The organism is Guptibacillus sedimenti (genome assembly GCF_028610665.1).
In the GTDB taxonomy this organism is placed as follows: Bacteria; Bacillota; Bacilli; order Bacillales; family Guptibacillaceae; genus Guptibacillus; species Guptibacillus sedimenti.
This window is the reverse complement of the sequence record NZ_JAQQWV010000002.1, coordinates 626,728-647,870: the sequence shown is the minus strand read 5'-3', so window position 1 is coordinate 647,870 and position 21,143 is coordinate 626,728. Positions and strand designations below refer to the sequence as shown.

At 39.8% G+C, this 21,143-nt stretch carries 20 protein-coding genes; 3 read left to right on the top strand and 17 right to left on the bottom strand.

All coding sequences use genetic code 11. From position 1 onward, the window contains the following. Positions 1-325: 325 nt before the first annotated feature. Positions 326-802 (top strand): sigma-70 family RNA polymerase sigma factor, encoded by a 477-nt coding sequence (locus PQ578_RS11690; protein ID WP_273834486.1) that lies wholly within the window; start codon positions 326-328, stop codon positions 800-802. Positions 803-838: 36 nt separating this feature from the next. Here PQ578_RS11690 and PQ578_RS11685 read toward each other — a convergent pair whose 3' ends face one another. After that, positions 839-1,081, bottom strand: coding sequence for a type B 50S ribosomal protein L31 (locus PQ578_RS11685; protein WP_048310190.1), 243 nt, complete (start codon positions 1,079-1,081; stop codon positions 839-841). A gap of 337 nt (positions 1,082-1,418) precedes the next feature. Here PQ578_RS11685 and PQ578_RS11680 point away from each other — a divergent pair, with 337 nt between their 5' ends. Further along, positions 1,419-1,586: a hypothetical protein gene (locus tag PQ578_RS11680; protein WP_273834986.1), complete on the top strand. Its 168-nt coding sequence runs from the start codon at positions 1,419-1,421 to the stop codon at positions 1,584-1,586. Here PQ578_RS11680 and PQ578_RS11675 read toward each other — a convergent pair. From PQ578_RS11675 to PQ578_RS11665, 3 genes are all read right to left on the bottom strand, one after another. Beyond that, the gene (locus PQ578_RS11675) at positions 1,539-1,661 is read right to left on the bottom strand and encodes an aspartyl-phosphate phosphatase Spo0E family protein (protein ID WP_098445703.1); all 123 of its coding nucleotides are present in this window, start codon (positions 1,659-1,661) and stop codon (positions 1,539-1,541) included. The genes PQ578_RS11680 and PQ578_RS11675 overlap by 48 nt on opposite strands. A 258-nt stretch (positions 1,662-1,919) precedes the next feature. Then, entirely contained in the window at positions 1,920-2,099 is a 180-nt protein-coding gene (gene fbpA / locus PQ578_RS11670) for a Fur-regulated basic protein FbpA (RefSeq protein ID WP_273834485.1), read from the bottom strand. Between the two features lie 17 nt (positions 2,100-2,116). Continuing rightward, entirely contained in the window at positions 2,117-2,815 is a 699-nt protein-coding gene (locus PQ578_RS11665) for a DUF421 domain-containing protein (RefSeq protein ID WP_273834484.1), read from the bottom strand. A 193-nt stretch (positions 2,816-3,008) separates the two neighbouring features. Between PQ578_RS11665 and recQ the strand changes: the two genes are divergently transcribed. Continuing rightward, positions 3,009-5,096, top strand: a complete 2,088-nt coding sequence (gene recQ / locus PQ578_RS11660) for a DNA helicase RecQ (RefSeq protein ID WP_273834483.1) — start codon at positions 3,009-3,011, stop codon at positions 5,094-5,096. Positions 5,097-5,134: 38 nt separating this feature from the next. Here the strand turns inward: recQ and PQ578_RS11655 are convergent, their stop codons facing one another. The 13 genes from PQ578_RS11655 to PQ578_RS11595 all read right to left on the bottom strand — a co-directional run bounded on the left by PQ578_RS11655 (position 5,135) and on the right by PQ578_RS11595 (position 21,026). Continuing rightward, positions 5,135-6,322 (bottom strand): ABC transporter permease, encoded by a 1,188-nt coding sequence (locus PQ578_RS11655; protein ID WP_273834482.1) that lies wholly within the window; start codon positions 6,320-6,322, stop codon positions 5,135-5,137. Then, positions 6,319-7,011: an ABC transporter ATP-binding protein gene (locus tag PQ578_RS11650; RefSeq protein ID WP_273834481.1), complete on the bottom strand. Its 693-nt coding sequence runs from the start codon at positions 7,009-7,011 to the stop codon at positions 6,319-6,321. The genes PQ578_RS11655 and PQ578_RS11650 overlap by 4 nt, the downstream gene beginning before the upstream one ends. Continuing rightward, positions 7,008-8,129: an efflux RND transporter periplasmic adaptor subunit gene (locus PQ578_RS11645; RefSeq protein WP_273834480.1), complete on the bottom strand. Its 1,122-nt coding sequence runs from the start codon at positions 8,127-8,129 to the stop codon at positions 7,008-7,010. Before PQ578_RS11645 ends, PQ578_RS11650 begins: the two co-directional genes overlap by 4 nt. Positions 8,130-8,132: 3 nt before the next feature. Next, complete coding sequence (gene yknW / locus PQ578_RS11640) at positions 8,133-8,813, bottom strand: YknW family membrane protein (RefSeq protein ID WP_273834479.1); 681 nt, start codon at positions 8,811-8,813, stop codon at positions 8,133-8,135. A gap of 690 nt (positions 8,814-9,503) precedes the next feature. After that, positions 9,504-10,748: a DHH family phosphoesterase gene (locus tag PQ578_RS11635; protein WP_273834477.1), complete on the bottom strand. Its 1,245-nt coding sequence runs from the start codon at positions 10,746-10,748 to the stop codon at positions 9,504-9,506. A 175-nt stretch (positions 10,749-10,923) separates the two neighbouring features. After that, entirely contained in the window at positions 10,924-12,477 is a 1,554-nt protein-coding gene (locus PQ578_RS11630) for a fatty acid--CoA ligase (RefSeq protein WP_273834476.1), read from the bottom strand. Positions 12,478-12,641: 164 nt separating this feature from the next. Then, on the bottom strand, positions 12,642-13,238 hold the full coding sequence (locus tag PQ578_RS11625; RefSeq protein WP_273834475.1) for an LOG family protein: 597 nt from the start codon (positions 13,236-13,238) through the stop codon (positions 12,642-12,644). A 31-nt stretch (positions 13,239-13,269) separates the two neighbouring features. Continuing rightward, positions 13,270-13,740, bottom strand: coding sequence for a GNAT family N-acetyltransferase (locus PQ578_RS11620; protein WP_273834474.1), 471 nt, complete (start codon positions 13,738-13,740; stop codon positions 13,270-13,272). Between the two features lie 99 nt (positions 13,741-13,839). Further along, positions 13,840-14,568 carry an NAD-dependent deacylase gene (locus PQ578_RS11615; protein ID WP_273834473.1) on the bottom strand — a complete coding sequence of 243 codons (729 nt, stop codon included), beginning with the start codon at positions 14,566-14,568 and terminating at the stop codon, positions 13,840-13,842. Between the two features lie 144 nt (positions 14,569-14,712). After that, positions 14,713-15,537: an STAS domain-containing protein gene (locus PQ578_RS11610; protein WP_273834472.1), complete on the bottom strand. Its 825-nt coding sequence runs from the start codon at positions 15,535-15,537 to the stop codon at positions 14,713-14,715. 122 nt (positions 15,538-15,659) lie between these two features. After that, a complete protein-coding gene (locus tag PQ578_RS11605) occupies positions 15,660-17,234 on the bottom strand; it encodes a glycine betaine uptake BCCT transporter (protein ID WP_273834471.1) in 1,575 nt (524 codons plus the stop codon). A gap of 191 nt (positions 17,235-17,425) precedes the next feature. Then, positions 17,426-17,728, bottom strand: coding sequence for an HNH nuclease-like protein HlpB (gene hlpB / locus PQ578_RS11600; RefSeq protein WP_098442967.1), 303 nt, complete (start codon positions 17,726-17,728; stop codon positions 17,426-17,428). Between the two features lie 55 nt (positions 17,729-17,783). Further along, positions 17,784-21,026, bottom strand: a complete 3,243-nt coding sequence (locus PQ578_RS11595; protein WP_273834469.1) for a DEAD/DEAH box helicase — start codon at positions 21,024-21,026, stop codon at positions 17,784-17,786. Positions 21,027-21,143: the final 117 nt, after the last annotated feature.

Here is a 21,143-nt window from a genome sequence, read left to right as displayed (position 1 = left end):
TGTACGCGAACTTCAATTAAAAGGAATTAATGCACAGCTTTGCTACCGAAAAGCATAAGTCTTCTCCCGCAAAAACGATCTTACTTTAGATCGTTTTTTATTTTGTTCTGATTCAGAACGGGATAATAATCGGAACCCTATAAATAGTTAAGCCTCATTTAACACTACTAAACTTATAATCTCCTTGAATGGAATAACACGTATCCTACCTGCCCGTATTGCCATACTTGCAATTCACGTATATGACACTTTCCTTCCATTCCCGTATCGTCATCTTTACCGACGGAATACACGAGGGTGCACCCTCTCTTGGGAGACTCGTTTTGTGCAAGATATCTCATTCGAAAAAATAGTCGAAGATTACTCACCACTAGTAAAGAGTCAAATCTATAAATTAAACCTTACAATGAACAATCCCATATATGAACAAGCGGCAATGATTGCGCTATGGGAATGTGTTCAGAATTATCAGGATTCAAAAGGAAGCTTTTCCGCATATGCTTATTTAAAAGTGCGCGGAAAATTACTTGATGAAAGAAGAAAAGAATTACGCGCGTCTAAAGAAGCATCGCATGCTGATTGGAATGACTATGAAGAAACGTTCTTCACGCCTCAAAACAGCGTAACGCTTAACATTGACTTAAGTAGCCTTACAACGAAACAAAGAAAATGGGTTGAACAGGTTATCATAGAGGGAAAATCACTTAAAAGTGTTGCAACTGCTGAAGGTGTCACTGTAGAAGCAGTTAAATCGTGGAGAAAAAGTGCCATAACGAAATTACGGAAACAATTTAATACCTAAAAAAGAAAACACTCCTCAGAGTGTTTTCTACTTTTATTAGCGGTTGTATTTCTTTTTGAACTTTTCAACACGACCACCAGCATCGTTAAAGCGCTGCTGACCAGTGTAGAATGGATGAGATTCAGAACTAATATCAACTTTGATTAGTGGATATTCGCTACCGTCTTCCCACTCAATTGTTTCGTTAGATCCCATTGTAGAACCAGTTAGAAACTTAAAACCAGTACTAACGTCTAAAAATACAACTTGCTGGTATTTTGGATGGATTCCTTCCTTCATTGCTAGACCTCCTTTATCAATCAAATCATCATTTACGTTAAATGAATGGTATAGAAATAAACAGAGGTTTGGACCCACAAATCTTTGGGCACCAAAACCCGTCCTTTCTAGTATATAATTTTTGCGCCATTTGTTCAAACATTGTATGAAAGTTTTTTTAGAAATTTAATGCTCATTATGTATAACATGCATATATAGTAGGTAATAAGTCCTTATTTTACAGAAAATAAAGAAATTTTAAACATCATTCGAACGATTTTTAGGGAAAAGCATTGACGAAAACAAGTATAATTTGTCATGATTGGTGTATAAATCGAATTTTGAGGAGGATGTTGAGATGAACGATGCGAGTCATGAGGAGATCCTACTAATTCAACAAATCCGTGAATGTATTTCTGAATTCCAAAACGATTATCCACCAGTCGTCAAGGAAGCCCTTTTCCATTCGATTCAGACGCTAACTTCTCAACTGGTTGACGGAGGTCAAACGTTGATAAGAAGTTAGTAAATCATCTAACTCTTGACTACACTGTAATGTTTCTTTATGTGAAATGCCTTTTGCAGTGCCAATCTCGATCATTTCCTCTTGCTTACGCTTAATCCAATGGAGCAATTCTTCTTTTGCATCCTGTTTTACATATAACAAGGCTCGCCACCCCTCCCCTACTTATAAGTACAAGCTCTATTATCCAAACTATTCTGTGCCTTGTGAAGGCTTTCGGCAAAACTAGACAAAATCATTGGTTATCTTTCTTAAAAGAGTTCTTTATAGTATTCGAACATTCCTTTCATATAAGTCCATTCACCTAATAAAATAACAGCTTCTTGTAAGAAGCTGTTAAGAACTAACCTTCGTTTTAACTCGTAGAAGTGATTCCCTTGTAATAGAAAGGTAATAATAGAACAATTCCGTTTGTGAACATTCATATAACTGCTTACTTTTCACTTTGTATATCCCTCGATCTAAAAGAAGAACAATGAGTTCATCCTTCGATCGATAAGAAATTTCTTTTTTCATGATTTTCCTCCATGACTCTATTCAACTTCTGACATGCCATCTTCATAATAATCAAGCGTTAACTTGCCATCAGAGTGAAGCTGTGCAAGAAAAACATCGTCTATTTGTACGTGTTTATCTGACAAGATCTTTTTAAGCCATGCTTCATTATGGCCTTCTTCTGTTAACACTTCTTTTATTATCTCGCCATCCATAATAAGCGTTTTTGGTTCTTTATCACGAGGGAGGTTTAGCCAAAGTTCAGCAGGCTTAATCGCTCGGTAGTCACGTTTTAATAAAATGCTAAGTTCTCCATCTGCTTCAAGCAGCGCAAACTCGACTTCACTTGCTGAAAAAACACTTTTTTTACGAAGCATTTCTAGCAATTCATCTGTTGTAAAACGCTCTTTCTTCAAATTTTCTTCAAGGATCTTTCCATCTTTAATAAATACTCTCGCTTTTCCCTCTACAAAATCTCTCACTATTTTATTTTTCATTGAAATATAGCTTAAGAAAACAGACATGAGTGTCCAAATAAGGATACTCGTCACCCCATGAAGCAAGCTTACTTCAACATCCATTGATAAACTGCCTGCTATATCACCGATAATAATGCCTACAATATATTCAAAATAAGATAGCTTTGATAATTGTTTTTTTCCAAGAAGTTTTGTAATGATAAAAAGTCCAATTAATATGAACAGCGATCTAAGAATAACTTCTATCCAGTCCACCATACTCGTATTCCCCTTTTTCTTGACGTAAAACCACTTATTTTTTCCATATTGTAGTAGTTTGCCCGTTATCTAAATGTTTATCCTTTTTATTACGTTTGCAATTTCATTCGTAAATTCATTATCTATACACAGTTGCATAGATACGGTAAGATGAAAAAAGCAAACGACCCGGCGAATTAGAAAGGAAGATACGATGCTTCTTAAAGCAAAAGAACAGCTGAAACACCATTTTGGATACGAGGAATTTCGGGGTGGGCAGGAAGAGATCATTTCGAGTGTTCTATCTCAAAATAATACGCTAGGTATTATGCCTACTGGCGGTGGTAAATCGATCTGCTATCAGATCCCGGCTCTTCTATCAGAGGGACTAACGATCGTCATCTCTCCGCTTATTTCATTGATGAAAGATCAGGTTGATGCACTTGCAAGTTACGGTATCGAAGCCGCTTATATTAACAGCTCTCTAACAGAAACCGAAATAAGAGAACGAATGATGGAAGCAGAAAATGGAGAATTAAAGTTACTCTATGTTGCACCGGAGCGTCTAGAAGCACCTACTTTTCAACGTTTATTGCAGCGAACGACCATTTCTCTCATTGCAGTCGATGAGGCTCACTGTATCTCTCAATGGGGACATGATTTCAGACCTAGCTATATGAAAATAAGCCAAATGATCCATCGCTTTGAAGATCAGCCCCCTGTCATTGCTTTAACGGCTACAGCGACACCTCAAGTCATTCAAGATATTCAGAGACTTCTAACGATCGCTCCAGAACAAACGTTTATTTCTGGTTTTGCACGAGAAAACTTACATTTCTCAGTTATTAAAGGAGAAAAGAAAAAGTCTTTTATCGACAAATATCTCAGTCAAAATAGATCGGAGTCCGGAATTATCTACACGGCGACCCGAAAAGAAGCGGACCAGCTATACAATTCGCTTCTAAAACAAGGGATGAAAGTAGGTAAGTATCATGCGGGGATGACAGAGAACGAGCGCAAAGCCGCTCAGGAAGCGTTTTTGTTCGATAATCTATCGGTTATGGTAGCGACAAATGCATTTGGAATGGGAATCGATAAATCCAACGTTCGATTTGTAATTCATCATAACCTTCCAAAGAATATGGAATCTTACTATCAGGAAGCTGGCCGTGCCGGTCGTGATGGAGAAGAAAGTGATTGTTTTGTTCTTTTCTCACCTGGCGATATTCATGTCCAGAAATTTCTAATTGAGCAAAATCAGCATGAACCAGAAAGAAAATCAGCTGATCTCTCCAAATTAAAAGCTATGGTTGATTATTGTCATACTGAAAAATGCCTTCAAGGAACGATTCTTCATTATTTTGGTGATGACCGACCAGGCTACAGATGTGGCAAATGTAGCAATTGTATTGATGATCGAGAAGCTGTCGAAATTACACGTGAAGCACAAATGATTTTTTCTACCATTAAACGAGTGAACGAACGATTTGGCAAAACGATGATCGCCCAAATCCTAAAAGGATCAAAGTCTAAGCGAATAAATGAGCTCAACCTAAACAGCGTTTCCACGTTTGGTTTATTAAAGCACCTTACACAACAAGAAATAGTTGATATGATTGACTTTCTAACAGCAGAACAGTACCTCCTTTTAACAGAAAGCAAATACCCAACATTAATTCTTCAAGAAAAAACGCTACCTGTTTTAAAAGGACAAGAAACGATCTTCAAGAAAGTTGCTCGGAAGCCTGTTTCAATCGAGGAAGATGATCAGCTCTTTACACAGCTAAGAACCTTACGAAAGCAGATTGCCGATCGAGACAACGTTCCACCATACGTTGTTTTTTCCGACAGTACATTGCGAGAAATGAGTGCGAGCATGCCATCTTCTCGTGAAGAAATGCTTCAAATTAAAGGTGTTGGAGAGATGAAGTATGATAAATACGGCGAAGCCTTTTTAGAACTTTTGCTTTCCGCTAAATCAGCGCAAGCTTCCTCTGAAGATGCAAGTCATAGAGCTTCACTCAAGTTATTTGAGGAGGGCAAAGACATTTTAAACATTGCTGCTGCTCGTTCACTAAGCCCTACTACAGTAGAAAGCCACTTGCTGAAAGCTTTGGAAGAAGGTTTATTTCAAGACACAACTCGACTGCTTGATGAGGAAACAGAAAATGTGATTTTAGAAAAAGCGAAATCAGTTGGGTTTGATAAATTAAAGCCCATAAAAGAAGCTCTTCCTGAATCATTCACTTACTTTCAAATAAAAGTCGCTTTAACAAAAAATCGACTCACTTCAAAAAAATAACAGCAAAAAAAAGAGGATGGGCTCATCCTCTTTTTTTGTTATTCATAACGAAGAGAATCGATCGGATCGAGTCTTGATGCTTTATTAGCAGGCAAGAGACCAAAGGCAATCCCGATAAGCATTGAAAATAAAACAGCTCCAAGAACAACCTGCCACGAAATCAAAGATGGCCAGTCCGCAAAGAACGACACAAGATACGCCGTCCCTGCTCCAAGTATGATACCGATGATCCCACCAATTAAGGTAAGTATGATCGATTCAACGAGAAACTGAAGAAGTATTTGCTGTCTCGTCGCCCCTAATGACTTTCGGATCCCAATTTCACGCGTTCGTTCTGTAACAGAGACGAGCATAATGTTCATCACACCGATTCCACCCACTAGCAGTGAAATACCAGCAATACTGCCGATAATCGTTGTCATGATTGTTGTTACCTGTCCAATTCCTTGAGCGATTTCTTCCATATTAATTACCTGATAAGAATCGTCTGTGTCATGAAGTTGATTTAAGACCGTCGTTGCACGCTCTCCTATTGGCTGAATGTCATCTGCATTTTCCACTTGAAGCGTAACCTGACTGTAGTTACTTGTACCAAGCATGTTTCGCATTGCCGTCCAAGGAATATATGCTTCCACGGAACCAAATGCGAAGAGACCTGTTGGCTTCTCTAGAACACCGATCACTTCCACAGGCTGAACACCAATGCGGATAATTTCTCCAATCGGTGACTTCCCTTCAAATAACTCTTCCTGCATCGCTGCACTGACGATTGCTACCCTACGACCGCCTAGAAAATCAGCGCTCGTAAAGGAGCGACCTTTCTCTACTTTAAGTTGATTCACGTCCAAATACGCTTCATTAATCCCTGTAATGGACGTTTCTGCTTCTTCTTCACGGAGTCTGGCTGTTGAAAATTCCGAGGAAGAGGCAACGACATTTGAAACCTTTTCGATTCCCTCTAACTGTCGAATGTCTTCTTGGGTGAATGGATTCTCCTCCCATTTCCCCTGTTGCATTTCTTCTTCAGATGGCTGGTAAAAGACTTCGATCGTATTGCCATCTCCAGCAATTTGGGATTTAAGCATCGCTTCTCCACCCTGTCCGATCGCCACGACGACAATAACAGCTGCGACGCCAATGATAATCCCAAGCATCGTTAGGATGGACCGCATCTTGTGGGCTTTCACTGACATAAGTGCCATTTTAATATTTTCCCAAAGACTCACCGCGTTTGGCCCCCTTTCTCAAGAGGGTTTTGTCCTAATAATCCATCTCGCACATAAATGACCCGACTCGCATACTCCGCAACTTCCGGCTCGTGCGTGACCACAACGATTGTTGTCCCCTCCTGATTAAGTTGAACAAATAAATCCATAATCGCTACGCTTGTTGCCGTATCAAGGGCACCAGTGGGCTCGTCAGCAAGAATAAGCGATGGATCATTCACAAGGGCCCTCGCAATCGCGACTCGTTGCTTTTGACCACCTGAAAGCTCATTTGGAAGGTGTCCCACTCGATCCTGTAAGCCAACTTTTACTAGAGCATCGCGCGCGCGTTCTTCCCTCTCTTGTTTAGAGGCACCAGCATAAACCATAGGAAGCTCCACATTCTTAAGCGCAGTTAACCTTGGCAACAGTTGAAACTGTTGAAAAACAAATCCAATCGATTGATTTCGTACTTTAGCTAATTCATGATCTTTATGTTGAGAAACATCTTCTTCATTTAAAAAATAAGAACCTGTAGTCGGCCGATCAAGACAACCAATAATATTCATTAAAGTTGATTTCCCCGACCCTGACGGACCCATAATCGCGACAAATTCGCCGCTTTTAATTTGAAGACTTATTCCTCTCAGCACGTTCACCGCTTCCTTGCCTAGTGTATAGCTTTTTGTTATCTCCTCAAGTTGGATCATTGCATGGTCACTTCCATTTTATCCTTGAGATGATCAGGAGCTTCCACCACAACTTGAGCTTTCTCAGCTAATCCTTTTGTTACTTCAATTCGTTTTGTAGTGGACGAACCTGTTTCAATTTGACGTTTAATTGCCTTCCCATCCTCAACAACAAATACAAAGGACTCATCCCCATCCTGTTGCACCGCTGCTAAAGGTACAGTTAAAGCTTCATGTGACTCTGTTTCAATCTCAATAATCATTTGAAAGCCAGGTTTTAATGGAACGTCTTCTGAGTTGTTAAATTTAACAGAAACGGGATATTGAACGGCCGATGTATTAGCTTCAGGTGAAGAGGTTTGTGGTAAATAACCTACTTCCATTACTTCTGCTTCCCACTTTTCCTCAGGGAGCACGTCTGTTGTAATCGTTACTTGTTGACCAGCTTCAATATTCAGTGTGTCGTATTCTGAAAGCGTTCCTTCTATGATGAGATTTTCCATGCTTCCAATCCGCAAGATCGGTTTCTCCATCTGAGTTGACTGTGGGGCACTTGAATCATTTGCTTCTAGTACAATACCGCTAATTTCGCTTTTTTCTTCAAGGTCACTTATCTTCTGCTTTAATCGATCTCGCTGTAATAATGCCTGACGCAAATCAAGATTTGCCATTCGCTTGTCCATTTTCACCTGTTCGATTTCAGCTTCCATCGTTTCCTCTGCTTCTTCTTCTCCAACATCATCTGCTAAATCGTTTTTCTTCTCTTTCAGACGCTTCTCTTGTTTATCAAGTGAATTGATCCGAAGATAAAGCGACTCAATGTTGATCTCGTTTTGTTCCTTCTCCATTTCTAAATCCTTGTTCTCATAGCTAACAACTGGATCTCCTTTTTTTACAGCGTCTCCTTCATTAACAAGAATTTCTTTCAGCTCACCTTTGCTAGAATCCTGATAAAGTGTGCTTTCATTAGCCATCGCCACCGTTCCAGGCGTCATAACAGTAGAATTAATTTCTTCGAATTTAGCTGTTTCTGTTTTTACATTAGCTGTACTATCGGCATAGGTTCGATAAATATTTACCCCTACAACGAGAGTGAGTATAATCACAACCGCAATGGTAATCCAAATCTTTTTCTTCATGCCTTACATTCCCGACATAGTATTCATCATACTACCAACCGCTGCAGCACCAACTGTAAAGACAAGAAAGATAATGGCGATCGTCCAGGCAAGTCCCTTAGGCCACTTAGCCGTTATTCGAAGTCCTATCCCTGTTAAAACAATCGTCCAGATACCGAAGATTTCAATCCCATTAAGAAAAGCACCAACAGATCCTTCTGAACCAGCGAGCGCGCCAAGACTCGTATAAAGCTCACCCGGTGATCCTCCTAATAGCGCAAGGAGAAGACCATTTAACACTAGGCCAATCGCACTAATAAAGCTGATATACGTATTCATAGAAAAAAATTGTTTAAATGTAGCCTCAGAGCTTGTTGCTTTATTAATTAACCAAAAAATAAAGCTTGAAAAGAGAATACCAAAAATCGGACCGAGCGCAGAAAAAACAACGGTTGAAATCTTTGAAAATAAGATAATTCCGTCCATGTTTTCTCCCTCTAACTCCGCTGTAGCAAATTGCTCTTCAAAGCCTGGCCCAATCACCATTAGCCAGCCTCCAATTAATGAAAGCAAAGTTACAATTATAAGGGGTACCCATATTTTCGGATTGGAGCGTATGGTGGCAAACTGTTCTCCCGGACTCCAAATCATCCCAAATATCGATGGTTTCTCTGCTCTACCTGTTTCTACAAACGTTTCGTTCATTATGTACACAACCTTTCAAAATAATGTCACCTCTTTCTACGACTCTCGCAAATCGAAAGTTCCATGTTTTTGAAAAAAAGTTAATTTATTTTGATAGAATTCATTTTTTATTCATTAAAAAAAGCCGATTATCTAAATAATCAGCCTCCAATTTATTGATGAGTAGCTGCTTCTCTTTTTGAACATGGTTCAACAAAGAGGTGGCATGCCCTAATGGCGCTACAACGCATAACGTTGCGTCTAGCTATAGTGCAAACGCAGCTTCATGATGTAATCGACATCACCAAATTCGAGAGATTCTAAGATCTCTTCCTCCGAGAATCCAGTTGCAGTCGCGATCGTCCTGATGTACGGTCTCTTCTCTAACTTTATGCATCGTGCCCTGGCTTTCTGTGTCTGGTAAAGGACTTGCGAGTAGCGATTGTTAAACATGATTCGCTTCACTGTTTTCTCCTTTCACACCCATAATGCATGCTCGCAACGCTATGGTTGAGTGCCATGGGCATGTATAAGACTATACCCATGTAATTGAAAAAGGAAACAGTTTAGCAAACAACCACGATTCTTTTTTTTCATTCATGTTACCTTTAGAGACACGATCACTGTCGCCCTCTCTAGGCTTCAAGCATACCGAACGAATAAACCAAAGAAATGTAAAACCGATGTGAATTCTATGTAAAAAGAAGACGTTCAACTAAGAACGTCTTCTTCTTGATAAAGCATCGCTTTAATCATCGTATGGTACCGATCCATTATCTGTTCTTTTGTTAACGGAAGAACTCTCACAAAATCTTCCACGACCGCTTTATCCGAACGAAGCCACGCATGGTAAGTTCGTTTCACATGGCGTTCCGCATCTTCAAACTCGTGAAACACACTACTTTCAACTTTCCCACGACACATCACTTCCCACTCACCTTCTCGACGAGGACGAATATAAATGATCTTCTCATCATGATTTTCATAGAAAGAGCCACTTTCACTGTTACGCTCATTCAGCTTATTTCGTTCCGGATCTTTTCGAACTGGTTTAAGCGCAAAAGAAGGTTCCACAAAAATTCGGAACGTATCTTCGTTTAGTTCACAACCTGCCGCTTTAGGATGTCCTCCCCCACCAAAACGGGAGGCAAACTCTGAAACATCCGCTTCGTCATGAATTGTACGAAAACCTAAGCGCTTGCTTCCTGCATTAATAATCGTAATAAAATCTAGATGAGGATTTCGCTTATTCAACTCGTTTCCAAGTTCGGAATGATACGATTCTGCATGAACAAGGCCGATACAATACTCATCGAAAAACATTTGCACAAGCTGACGATTCTTCTGATGAATGTACCGTTCAATCTTTCGTTCTTCCAGATCAAGAATCATTTCCTCAGAATCATTAAACTTAAAAGAATCAGATTCCCGCGTTAAACGCCTAATCATCTCAGATTTGAACGTTTCTCTCCCCATTATTGAGAATAGATCATTTAATCGTTTCGCATCCACTTCATTTTCTTCTTCCCATTCCCACGTATCATATTTTCGAACAAGCTCAAGAAACGTCTCAAGACTTTCTAAGGGTTCAATTTTTTCTTTCTCCAATAGAAAATCATAAAAAAGGGTTGCAGCACACGTTTTTTGATTCTCCCCGGGATCAACAAATCCCCATTTATAATCATTAAAGTGCATGGCTGTTGCGTGGTGATCAATCATTTGAACGTGAGATCCTTCACGAAAACGTTCATCTAAAAGCTTTTCTACGTGTTCGTTCACAGATAAATCAGTAATGAAGATTGGATCTTCATTATTTTGTTGTAGAAATCCTTCGACGCGGTCATCTAAATTTCGATATGTACAATGGGTCACGTCCGCCTCTTTGTCAAAAGCAAGTTCTGCTATGATCGCGCAGGCCGTTCCATCAAGATCGCTATCAGTAAATAATTTAATCATTCGGCATTCCTCCTTTTCACTAGTAGTATGTACGTCAATTTAAAATTCATGAAAAATCATACTACTGAAAAAAAGCGAGCATATGCCCGCTTTTTCTTGCAATTTTCAATTATACCGCCCATAACCGTTTCATGTCTACTGAATCCAATCGTTCATTCATTGATCTCAGCGAATGTTAGTTTGACTTAACCTGAAATTGCTCACGAAGTCGAAACTTTTGGATTTTACCACTGGCATTTCGAGGTAACTCTTCTACGAACAAATACTTTCGCGGCCGTTTATAAGTAGCAAGATTTGGACTCTCTTTGCAGTAACGATCTAAGTCAGCTTCAGTTAGTGAAACTTGTTTCTTCACTATGATGGCAGTAACGATTTCTCCCCACTTTTCATCAGGTTCGCCAAGTACCGCGACGTCAAGCACCCCTGCATGTGCATGTAGGACATCTTCTACTTCTCTTGGATAAACGTTTTCTCCACCAGAAATGATCATATCATCGACACGATCAGAAACATAGACATAGCGGTCTTCATCCATATAACCAAGATCACCTGAATGGTACCAACCTTTATACATCGCGTCCTTTGTTGCTTCTGGTCGATTAAAATAGCCGATCATCATACATGGTCCTTTCACAATAATCTCACCAACTTCGCCAGCTGGTAGCTCATCATCAGGCTCAGACGGTCCATTTTCATTCGGTCTAACGATTCTGACCTCATGGTTCAGCGCCGCTCTTCCTGCAGATCCCACTTTAGTTAATTGCTCATGCTCATCAAGAAATGTCACGGCAGGTCCCATTTCCGTCATCCCATATGCCTGAATGAGATTAATACCCAGCTTTTCTTTGACCGCAACAACAAGTGATGGAGCCATAGGTGCAGCACCATATAGACCTACTCGTAAGCTACTTCGATCAAATGCTGCATAATCTTCTTGTAAAATCATATTCCACATTGTAGGTGCAGCAAAGAACACCGATATTTTTTCTCGTTCAATAACCTGAAGCACTTTCCTTGGTTCAAAATGATGAATAATAACATTCGTAGCTCCAAAATGTACCCTCGGTAAAAAGTTGCAATGAAGCTCTGCACAATGAAACATCGGTGCAGCGACAAGTCCTCGATCCACTTGTTTCAAGTTAAGAGACGCGCCACAAAGAATACTCTGTTCAAGCATGTTTCGATGGCGATGCATCACTCCTTTAGGTCGCCCAGTGGTACCACTTGTGTACATAATCGCATACGTATCATTTTCATCTACTTCAATCGTAGGTTCAGCACTATGTGAAAGACGAACGTGTTCACTGTAGCTATCTGCAAAGTCCGGTGCCTCCTCTGTTGACCAGAACGATACATCGGGATATCGTTCTTGAACTTCTGCAACGACCGGTGCAAGAGCAGGCTCAAATACGAAAATACTCGGTTTGGCATCCTCAATAATGTAAGCGATTTCATTTGACTTCAAGCGAAAATTAATTGGATTTAATACGGCCCCTATTTTTGCACATGAGAAAAATAAGGTCGCTAATTCTATCGTATTAAATAAAAAAGAGGATACACGATCGCCCTTTTTTACTCCAGCATCGATGAGGGCGTTTGAAAGCCGGTTCACTTCTACGTTCCATTCATCATAAGACCATCTGATGTCCCGGTCGACATCCACAAGCGCTTCTTCTTTTCCATACTTTTTTACCGTTTGAAGAAATAAAGAACCGATCGTACCATACATGTTAAACCCTCCATTTTCTTTTTAACTTGAGTTTAAGTAGCGTATGTATAGTTCCATTCTCACAGGTAAAAACCCTTCTTTTTATCTGAATATTTAATCAATTAATCGCGCGCATTGTGTAACTTAATGATAGAATTCAAAAAAAATACCGGATTATCCGGTATTTAAATGCGATCGCCGATATCATCTTGCTTCCACTTATTCATTAATGGGACAGAGTGTGAACGGATGTTTTCAACTAACTGTTTAGGACTCTCCTCCGTTAGCAACGGTTCCATATAGCGTTTATGGAGAAAGCCTTCCTCCACCATATGTTCAAGCATGCGGTAAAAAGGATCATAATACCCTTTTGTATTTAAAAGGCCAATTGGCTTATTATGATACTCTAGCTGATACCACGTGAAGATTTCTGTTAATTCTTCGAGCGTGCCAATCCCACCTGGAAGAGCAAGAAAAGCATCTCCTGACTCGTACATTTTTGCCTTCCGCTCGTGCATTGTTTCCACAATGATAAGGTCTGATAACTCGATATGACTGACATTATCATAGATTTTTCGTGGGATAATCCCCGTTACTCGCCCCCCATGTTTCAGCACCGTTCTGGCAAGTGCACCCATGAGACCAACGTTCCCGCCACCGTAGATCACTTCAATATTTTTTTCTGCTAAAACAGCTCCCAGTTCTTCCACTGCATTGAAATATTTCTGATCAACGCTATTACTGGATCCGCAAAAAACCGTTATTCTCTTCAAATCATTCACTTTTTCATCCTCCTCTCTACCTTTTACACCATCAACCCAATATTTTCTTCATATTAATATTTGTTGTTGCAAACCCTAGACGTTCATATAAACGAATCGCTTGTTTATTATGAGCAAAAACATGAAGTGACAGTCCTGTAATTCCACGTTCCGTTAAAATCCTTTCAAGGACGTTTATCGCTTCCGTGCCAAAACCATTTCCTTGTTTTTCATCATGAACATTAAATTCATAAATGAACGCTTCTTTTGCATTCCAGTCCGTTTTAATCCATAGACTGCCTACCTTCTCTTCACTACCCTCTACCACTATTGTATAAAGAGTATGTCCCTCTGTATTCCTACCCTCAGGTAATAAACGATCAAATTCTTGCCTGGATTTCTCAAAGGCTTCCTCCGCTCTCCAGTTTCCTGCCGCGGCTTTTTCTTTAGCATAGTTATCAATTGAAGTGTCTAAAAATTGGTTGAAATCAAATTCACTCATTGGTAATAGGTTAATCAACATTTCCCAACTCCTTCCTCATCTTATCTTACTATTTCTAAAGTTTAATAAATAGAGGAAATACGATCAAAAAAATACCGACAAACGTCGGTATTTTTCACTCTATTTACTTTTATCCAAACGTGCTTTATCTTCAGCTAGGTCCGCTAATACTTTTCCTATTTTGTCATGAATCACGAGATCTGCTACTTTGTCATAATCCGTTTCTTCCTCATTCACAATAACAAGCTTCGCTCCGTTTCGCTTCGCTTCCATAGGGAAGACATTGGCTGGGGCGACTTGTAGAGAAGAGCCGAGGACAATAAATAGATCAGCTTTCTTTGCTTCTATCTTTGCCTGATGAATGGCATTAAGCGGCAATGGTTCACCGAATAGAACGACGCCAGGCCTATTAAAACCACCGCAGTGACATTCTAAAACATCAGCTAAATACCTATCGCTTGAAGATTGTTCTCCACAATCATCACAGTACATCACTCTTAACGAACCATGCATTTCTGCCACATTTTTACTTCCAGATAATTGATGAAATCCATCGACATTTTGAGTAAGAATCGATTTAATCTCACCATTCCTCTCCCACTCAGCAAGATGATAATACCCCTGATGAGGAGAAGCTTCCTTCAACTTTTTTATACGCTGTTTATAAAAGCGAACAAACATATGACGTTCGTGCTGCATCGCATCTCTACTTGCAAGCTGGAGCGGGTCCACCTCGTTCCACATTCCATCAAGCGCAGAACGAAAGTCAGGCAAACCGCTTTCTGTGCTCATTCCTGCACCTGTAAGAACGACAGTATGTCTGGACTTCTTAAACAATTCCGTAAGCATAGAATCACCAGCTTTCATTTATCCAATAGTTAACCATTCACATATATGCGAATTTCTAAACCCCAGGTCCTGATAATTGTTACCTAAAGTTAATCAGAACACTGATTTGTTACAAAATTGAAGGATTTAGTGTTTTTTTTAAACTTAGCATTGGATAACTAAATCAGCCAGCGCTTGCTGTAAAGTCGAATAGGTGTTGACCATATTGAAACGAATATCTAGTTTTACAACTGATAATGCAATTTCTGGCTTTATGCCACTAATTCTAGCTTCTACTCCGACAAGTCTAAGGGCTTCAATAATTTGAAAAAGCTGCTGAATGACAAATGTGTCGACAATGGGAACGCCTGAAAGGTCTAATACAAAATAATTCAAGCGAAGGCGGACGCTTTGATTGAGTGATTCTTCCATAATTAGCTTCGCTCTATATGTATCAATTGTTCCAATCAAAGGCAATACAGCTATGCCATCCATGATTGGCACTACAGGAGCTGATAACTCAAGAATTTCGTTACGAGACTGTTCAAGGAGATTCGTCTGATATTGAACAAACGGAACGCTAAAATAATACACAACTAAATTCATAGTATGATCAAGCTTAGAAATAAGGTCATACAATTCTTCAATGCCTATTTTCTGCTCAATCGCTACTTCTTTTAAAACCTCACCTATGTATGTTCGATACTGTGGTACTTCGCCTAGCATCGAATCAAGTGTGGTTTCTAAGCGTGCACACATTCTACCTGTTTCAATCCCCCACGCCTCAATACTTTTTTCAGCTTCCTCTTCTCGAAGTGCGAGTGACCTTGCATAAATCGTTACCAATTCCACGCGCAATGGAAAAAGCTCATCGGTTTTATTTTTTAGCTCGATTGGATATTTTTTATTCTGTTCAATCGTAATTTGTTCTGCAATTTGCTCTTTTCGATTCAAAATTTGTTCACTAGCTATTTGCACTAATGCCTTCATCGTCATCCCCACTTTAAAATAATGAATAACCTCAATTATTTTATCCTGACTGCTTATAATTGTAAAGATTTAACGATTGCATGCAAAAAGACGATGAGGTTTATCTCATCGCCTTTTTAAAACTATTTGGTTGCAGGTGCAGGATTGTCTACTTTATTATCTGTCCCTGCTTTTTTCTCTTTGCGTTTTTCTTTTCGCGGTTTAGGATCTTTAGCGACTAGATACTTCTCTTTCTTAAGCGCCTTGTAGAACGAAACTGTCATGAGGATCATAATCACCGAGAACGGCAAGGCTGCCAGAATTAGGACATTCTGTAACGCTTGTAGTCCACCTGTGTAAAGCAGAACTGCCGCCATGGAAGATTGGATAACTCCCCATGTTAATTTAACGTGTGAACCTGGATTTAAAGAACCATATGTTGTTTGCATTCCAAGAACGAACGTAGCAGAGTCCGCAGATGTAATAAAGAATGTTCCAATTAAGGTAATGGCTACAATCGATAACACTGTACCTAGTGGGTAATTCTGTAGAGTTCCAAACAGCGATTCTTCTGTTGCAAGTGAGGCAATATCAGCAATTCCTTGCTGCTGAATATTAATCGCTGAAATACCAAACGTTGAGAACCATAGGAAACCAACGATAGAAGGAACAAGAAGAACGCCTACAAGAAACTCTCGAATTGTTCTTCCGCGTGAAACACGGGCAATGAAAATACCAACGAATGGCGACCATGAAATCCACCATGCCCAGTAGAAAATGGTCCAGTTGTTAATCCACTCTCTATTTTCTGGATTCAATGGCGCGATCCGGAAACTCATCGCCATAAAGTTTGTAATGTAAGCACCGATGGTATCAGTGAACATATTTAGAATGTAAATCGTTGGACCAAGGATAAACACAGCAAGGAAAAGGATACCTGCTAGTCCAAGGTTGGCATTACTTAAGTACTTAATCCCTTTCCCAATTCCTGTCCAAGCTGAAATCATGAACAGCACGGTAACAACACCGATAATAATGAGTTGTGAACTAAAGCTATTTGGTATATCAGTTAAGTAAGAAAGTCCTCCGTTGATTTGAACAGCTCCAAATCCTAGCGTCGTTGCAACACCTACAATCGTTGCAAAAACGGCAAGTACATCGATTACCTTACCTAACAATCCATTTACACGCTCACCAAAAATAGGGTATAGCGTAGCGCTAATCAAACCAGGACGGTCATGTCTAAATTTAAAGTAAGCAAGAACAAGGGCTACGATTGCATAAATTGCCCACGCATGAACTCCCCAGTGGAAGTACGAATATTGTAGGGCTTCTTTAATTGCAGCGGGTGATCCTGTTTCTGCAGTCGGTGCATTGACTGCATAGTGGGACATCGGTTCTGCCGTTCCCCAAAATACAAGCCCAATACCCATTCCTGCACTAAACAGCATGGCAAACCAGCTTAAACGTGTAAATTCTGGTTTTTCATCAGGCTTTCCTAACTTGATTTTGCCATACGGTGTGAAGATGATAAAGATACAAAAAATCACCAACAACGTCACAAGAATAAGGTAGTACCACCCTAACTTGTTTGAAATAAAGGACTGTGCACTTGATGACATGGATGCTAACGTATCTGGAGAAATTGCCCCCCAGATGACCATAATTAAACTAATTACCAGCGTGCTCCAAAAAACGGAGGATACTTTTTCCCTCATACACTTCACCTCAACTTAGAATAATTTCTGTAATCTCATGGTATAAATTAGTACAATTTTACCTCTATCTATTTATACCACTATAAAAAATGTCGAAACGCGTAATTTCTAGTACTAAATAACTGTGTATTGCATTTAGGTGGCAAAACCTGCATATCGTAAGGGTTTTTGAAAAAATAAAATCCGAAAATTTATTTTTTTTGCTTTCGATGATTTGATTTTTTCATTTTTACACTCTTTGATGCAGGTTGTTTTCGGATCCACTTCAAATAACGACGAATTTGTTCGTCTTGCTTCAGCTTTACAATCGAATCGAGCCTAATCGCTAATTCTTGGTTTGTATATAAAGCATGGATTTGCTTGTGACAGGGGACACAAAGAGATGCGGTCGGTTTATGTGCTCCACCCTCTTCCTTAGGGGTCAAGTGATGGATTGTACACGTCACGCCACTTCTTCCACATAGTTCACATACATCCATTCTCATATCCTCCATTAGCTAGTGTTTGTTAGTTTCTTGTACACTATACGGCATGACGAATGCCAATCGACTAGATACTTAAAATATCTTTAATTTCATCTTCAGATAAACTGGAAATCATCGTTTCCCCAGGTTGAATAACCTTTTCAATGAGCTCTTTTTTCTTCTGTTGAAGCTCATAAATTTTTTCTTCTATGGTGCCCTGTGTAATTAACCTCATCACTTGCACCACTTTTTTCTGGCCAATTCGGTGAGCGCGACCAGCTGCTTGCTCTTCAACCGCAGGATTCCACCAGAGATCATATAAGATAACTGTATCTGCGCCTGTTAAGTTCAACCCAGTGCCGCCAGCTTTCAATGAGATTAAAAAGATTTGATTTTCTCCCCCATTGAACCGTTCCGTCATTTCAACACGATCTTTCGAAGGCGTTTGTCCATCTAGATAGAAAACTGAATAACCAAGATCGGCTAGCTTTTGATGAATGATTTTCAACATACTAGAAAACTGAGAGAAAATAAGCAGTCGCTTTTGATTCTCAATAGATGTTGTAACGATCTCTAAAAGCTGCTCAAGTTTTCCTGATTGCCCTTCATAGTTTTCTACAAAAAGAGAGGGATGACAGCATAGTTGACGCAGACGCGTAAGTCCAGCAAGAATTTTCATGCGATTCTTTTGAAAACCATCGCCAGCGAGACTTTCTTTCGTTTCCTGTTGAATACGGTGCAAGTACCCGATATAAAGCTCTTTCTGCTGTTTTGTTAACTCCGATACTTGAACGGTTTCAATTTTGTCAGGAAGCTCTTTAAGAACATCTTTTTTGACTCTTCTTAGAATAAACGGCTTGACCATTGTTGAAATTCGCTCATGAGGCAAATTTCGAAACGTGGCTTGATCAGGAAAGAAGCCTGGCATAATCGAGTGGAATAATGCCCACAGTTCATCGAGTGAATTTTCAATTGGTGTACCGCTTAGTGCAAAACGCTTCTTTGCCTGAAGCATCCTTACAGCCTGCGACGTTTTGGTCGCAGGGTTTTTAATCGCCTGCGCTTCATCAAGAATGACGGAATCAAATTGAATCGTTTCATAATGATCAATGTCCTGTCTGAGCGTCGGATAAGAAGTAATCCATACGTCTGGTTGAAGGCCCTTGCTAAGAAGCTCCTTCCGTTCTGCCGGAGTACCCGTGTTGACTTCAATCATGAGTTCTGGGGCAAACTTCTCAAATTCTTTTTTCCAGTTATAAATGAGTGAAGCAGGCGCAACTACAAGAGCAGTTGCGTCAGGATTATCTTCTTTCTCAGAAAGCAAATAGGCAATGCTCTGCAACGTCTTTCCAAGCCCCATATCATCCGCAAGAATGCCTCCAAGATGATAATGCGCCAGCGCCTTCAACCATTGAAAACCCGTCATCTGGTAAGAACGGAGATCGGCTTCTAGGCCAGATGGAAGATGAAATTGGAGGTCTTCAGGATGTTTGAGTCGCGAGATCAGGTCTCGAAAAGCTTTGCTATAACGAGAGGCGTGTTTCCCTCCACTCATTCTTTCATCAAGCTGTAGACCACGATAAAGCGGAAGGTGAAGCTCTCCTCGCTCAATATCATTTTGTTTAATATTTAGGTCGTCGAATAATTGACTAACATGTTGAAAATCTTCATTTTCCATTGAAACAAAGGTACCATTCGAAAGGCGATAATAACGATCTTTTTCAATGACCGCTTTTAGGATATTCGAAATTTCTTCGTCGTCGAGCCCTTTCATGTCAAAACTAACGTCAAGCCAATTGCCACTATTGTCCATGTCAACAGAGGTCACAGGAGCTGATGATTCATCTAATAACCAGGCTCGGGCGGATTCTGTTAGAAAAACATCCGCAAGGTCATTTAGTTCAGGGATTGTCCAATAAAGAAAATCAAAAATTAACGCTTCATCTTCAACATAAAGTTCTTTTCCGTTAAATTTCAATGAAGCTTGTTCAATCAATGACATAATGGTTTGTTCTTTTTCACTATCTCTAAGAACAATGCCTCCCTGATCATTGACAATCCGAGAATTATCCTTAAATGGATTGATCACGTCATCACCGTATTCGTACTCTACCGTAACGAGCAAACGCTCTCCCTCTGCATTCACGTACACTCGGGCTTGTAAATCCGGATTAATAATTTTATCGTTGATTTGCTCAGAAATGATCACGTCACCAAGTTTTCTTAGTCCAGGAACAACTTGAGATAGAAATGGCTCAATTTGTGCGGGTGAAATAGAAAGTTCACTTTTTTTAGCGGCGTTTCGAAAAGCTGATAAGTCCCGTAATAAAGACTGCTGCTTTTTAGTTAGCTTGAAAAGCTTTTCATCATGAAATAACCAGCCATAAGTTGGGAAGTATGCTGCGCTTTGAAAACCATTTAACTGAATCACATAATCATTATCCTTCTCCTCAATTTCAAACGAAAATGGAAGACTACGATCCACAAGCGCAATTTCTTCATGAAGAGTGCGATTATACTCAAAACGTAAGAAACGACCTTGTTTTAAATATTCTGCAAGAAATTCATTTGCAGTTATTGGTGGTAGGATTAATTCTCGGTTTTCAGTGAAACGTCCCCAATTATCAGGCAAATCCAAATAAACCTTTTCATTCCGTCTAATTGAAAGCAGAATTTGCATAAGCGGCTCATCTGATTCATGAAACGTGTGATCATCAGGTTCATAGCTGAACTTTTTCGTAAACCAGTAGGACTGATCTTCAAGGACTGCATCAAGAAATGAGCGAATATCTTTGACGACATATAACCGATTTACCCCTACTTTAAGCTCTAACGTCCAGGGGGAATCACCTTGAGACTTACGTAAAGTTGGGTATGAGCTTGCTTTCAAGGTAAATTCAACCTTAAGCTCATCTGCTCTCGCGTTTGAGCGACCCGGTTCCGGTTGATAATCACTTAGCACTTGGATAAGCTGATTCGTTTCGTTATAACTTCGTGGTGATTGAGTTACCTGCGATGGTTTCTCGCTTTCTTTCTCTGGCGGACCTTCTTCACTAATCGCGATAAGAACAGCAGCAAGGTGCTTGCATGTTCCATAGGTTTGAAATGCCTGACATTCACAAGATCCAAACCAATTATCACCAAGTAGCTCAATTAACACGCCATATTCTGAACTGCCGTTTACATAAGCTCGGTAGGATTGATCTTCTTGATCATATGTAAGCTCAGAAACGCGCCCATTTTGAAAATACGTTAACCCCCGTTGATAGAAGCTGACCGGAAAACGTTCTTTTATTTCACTTTTTGTAAACATAGAAAAATGCTTCATATCCACATCACATCAATTCCAATGGTAGTAGTAACCTTCATTATACAATTTTCCACATCTTCTTCAAAATATTGAGCGACCCAAAAAAGCATAATAGCATATTTTCGAACAAATTCA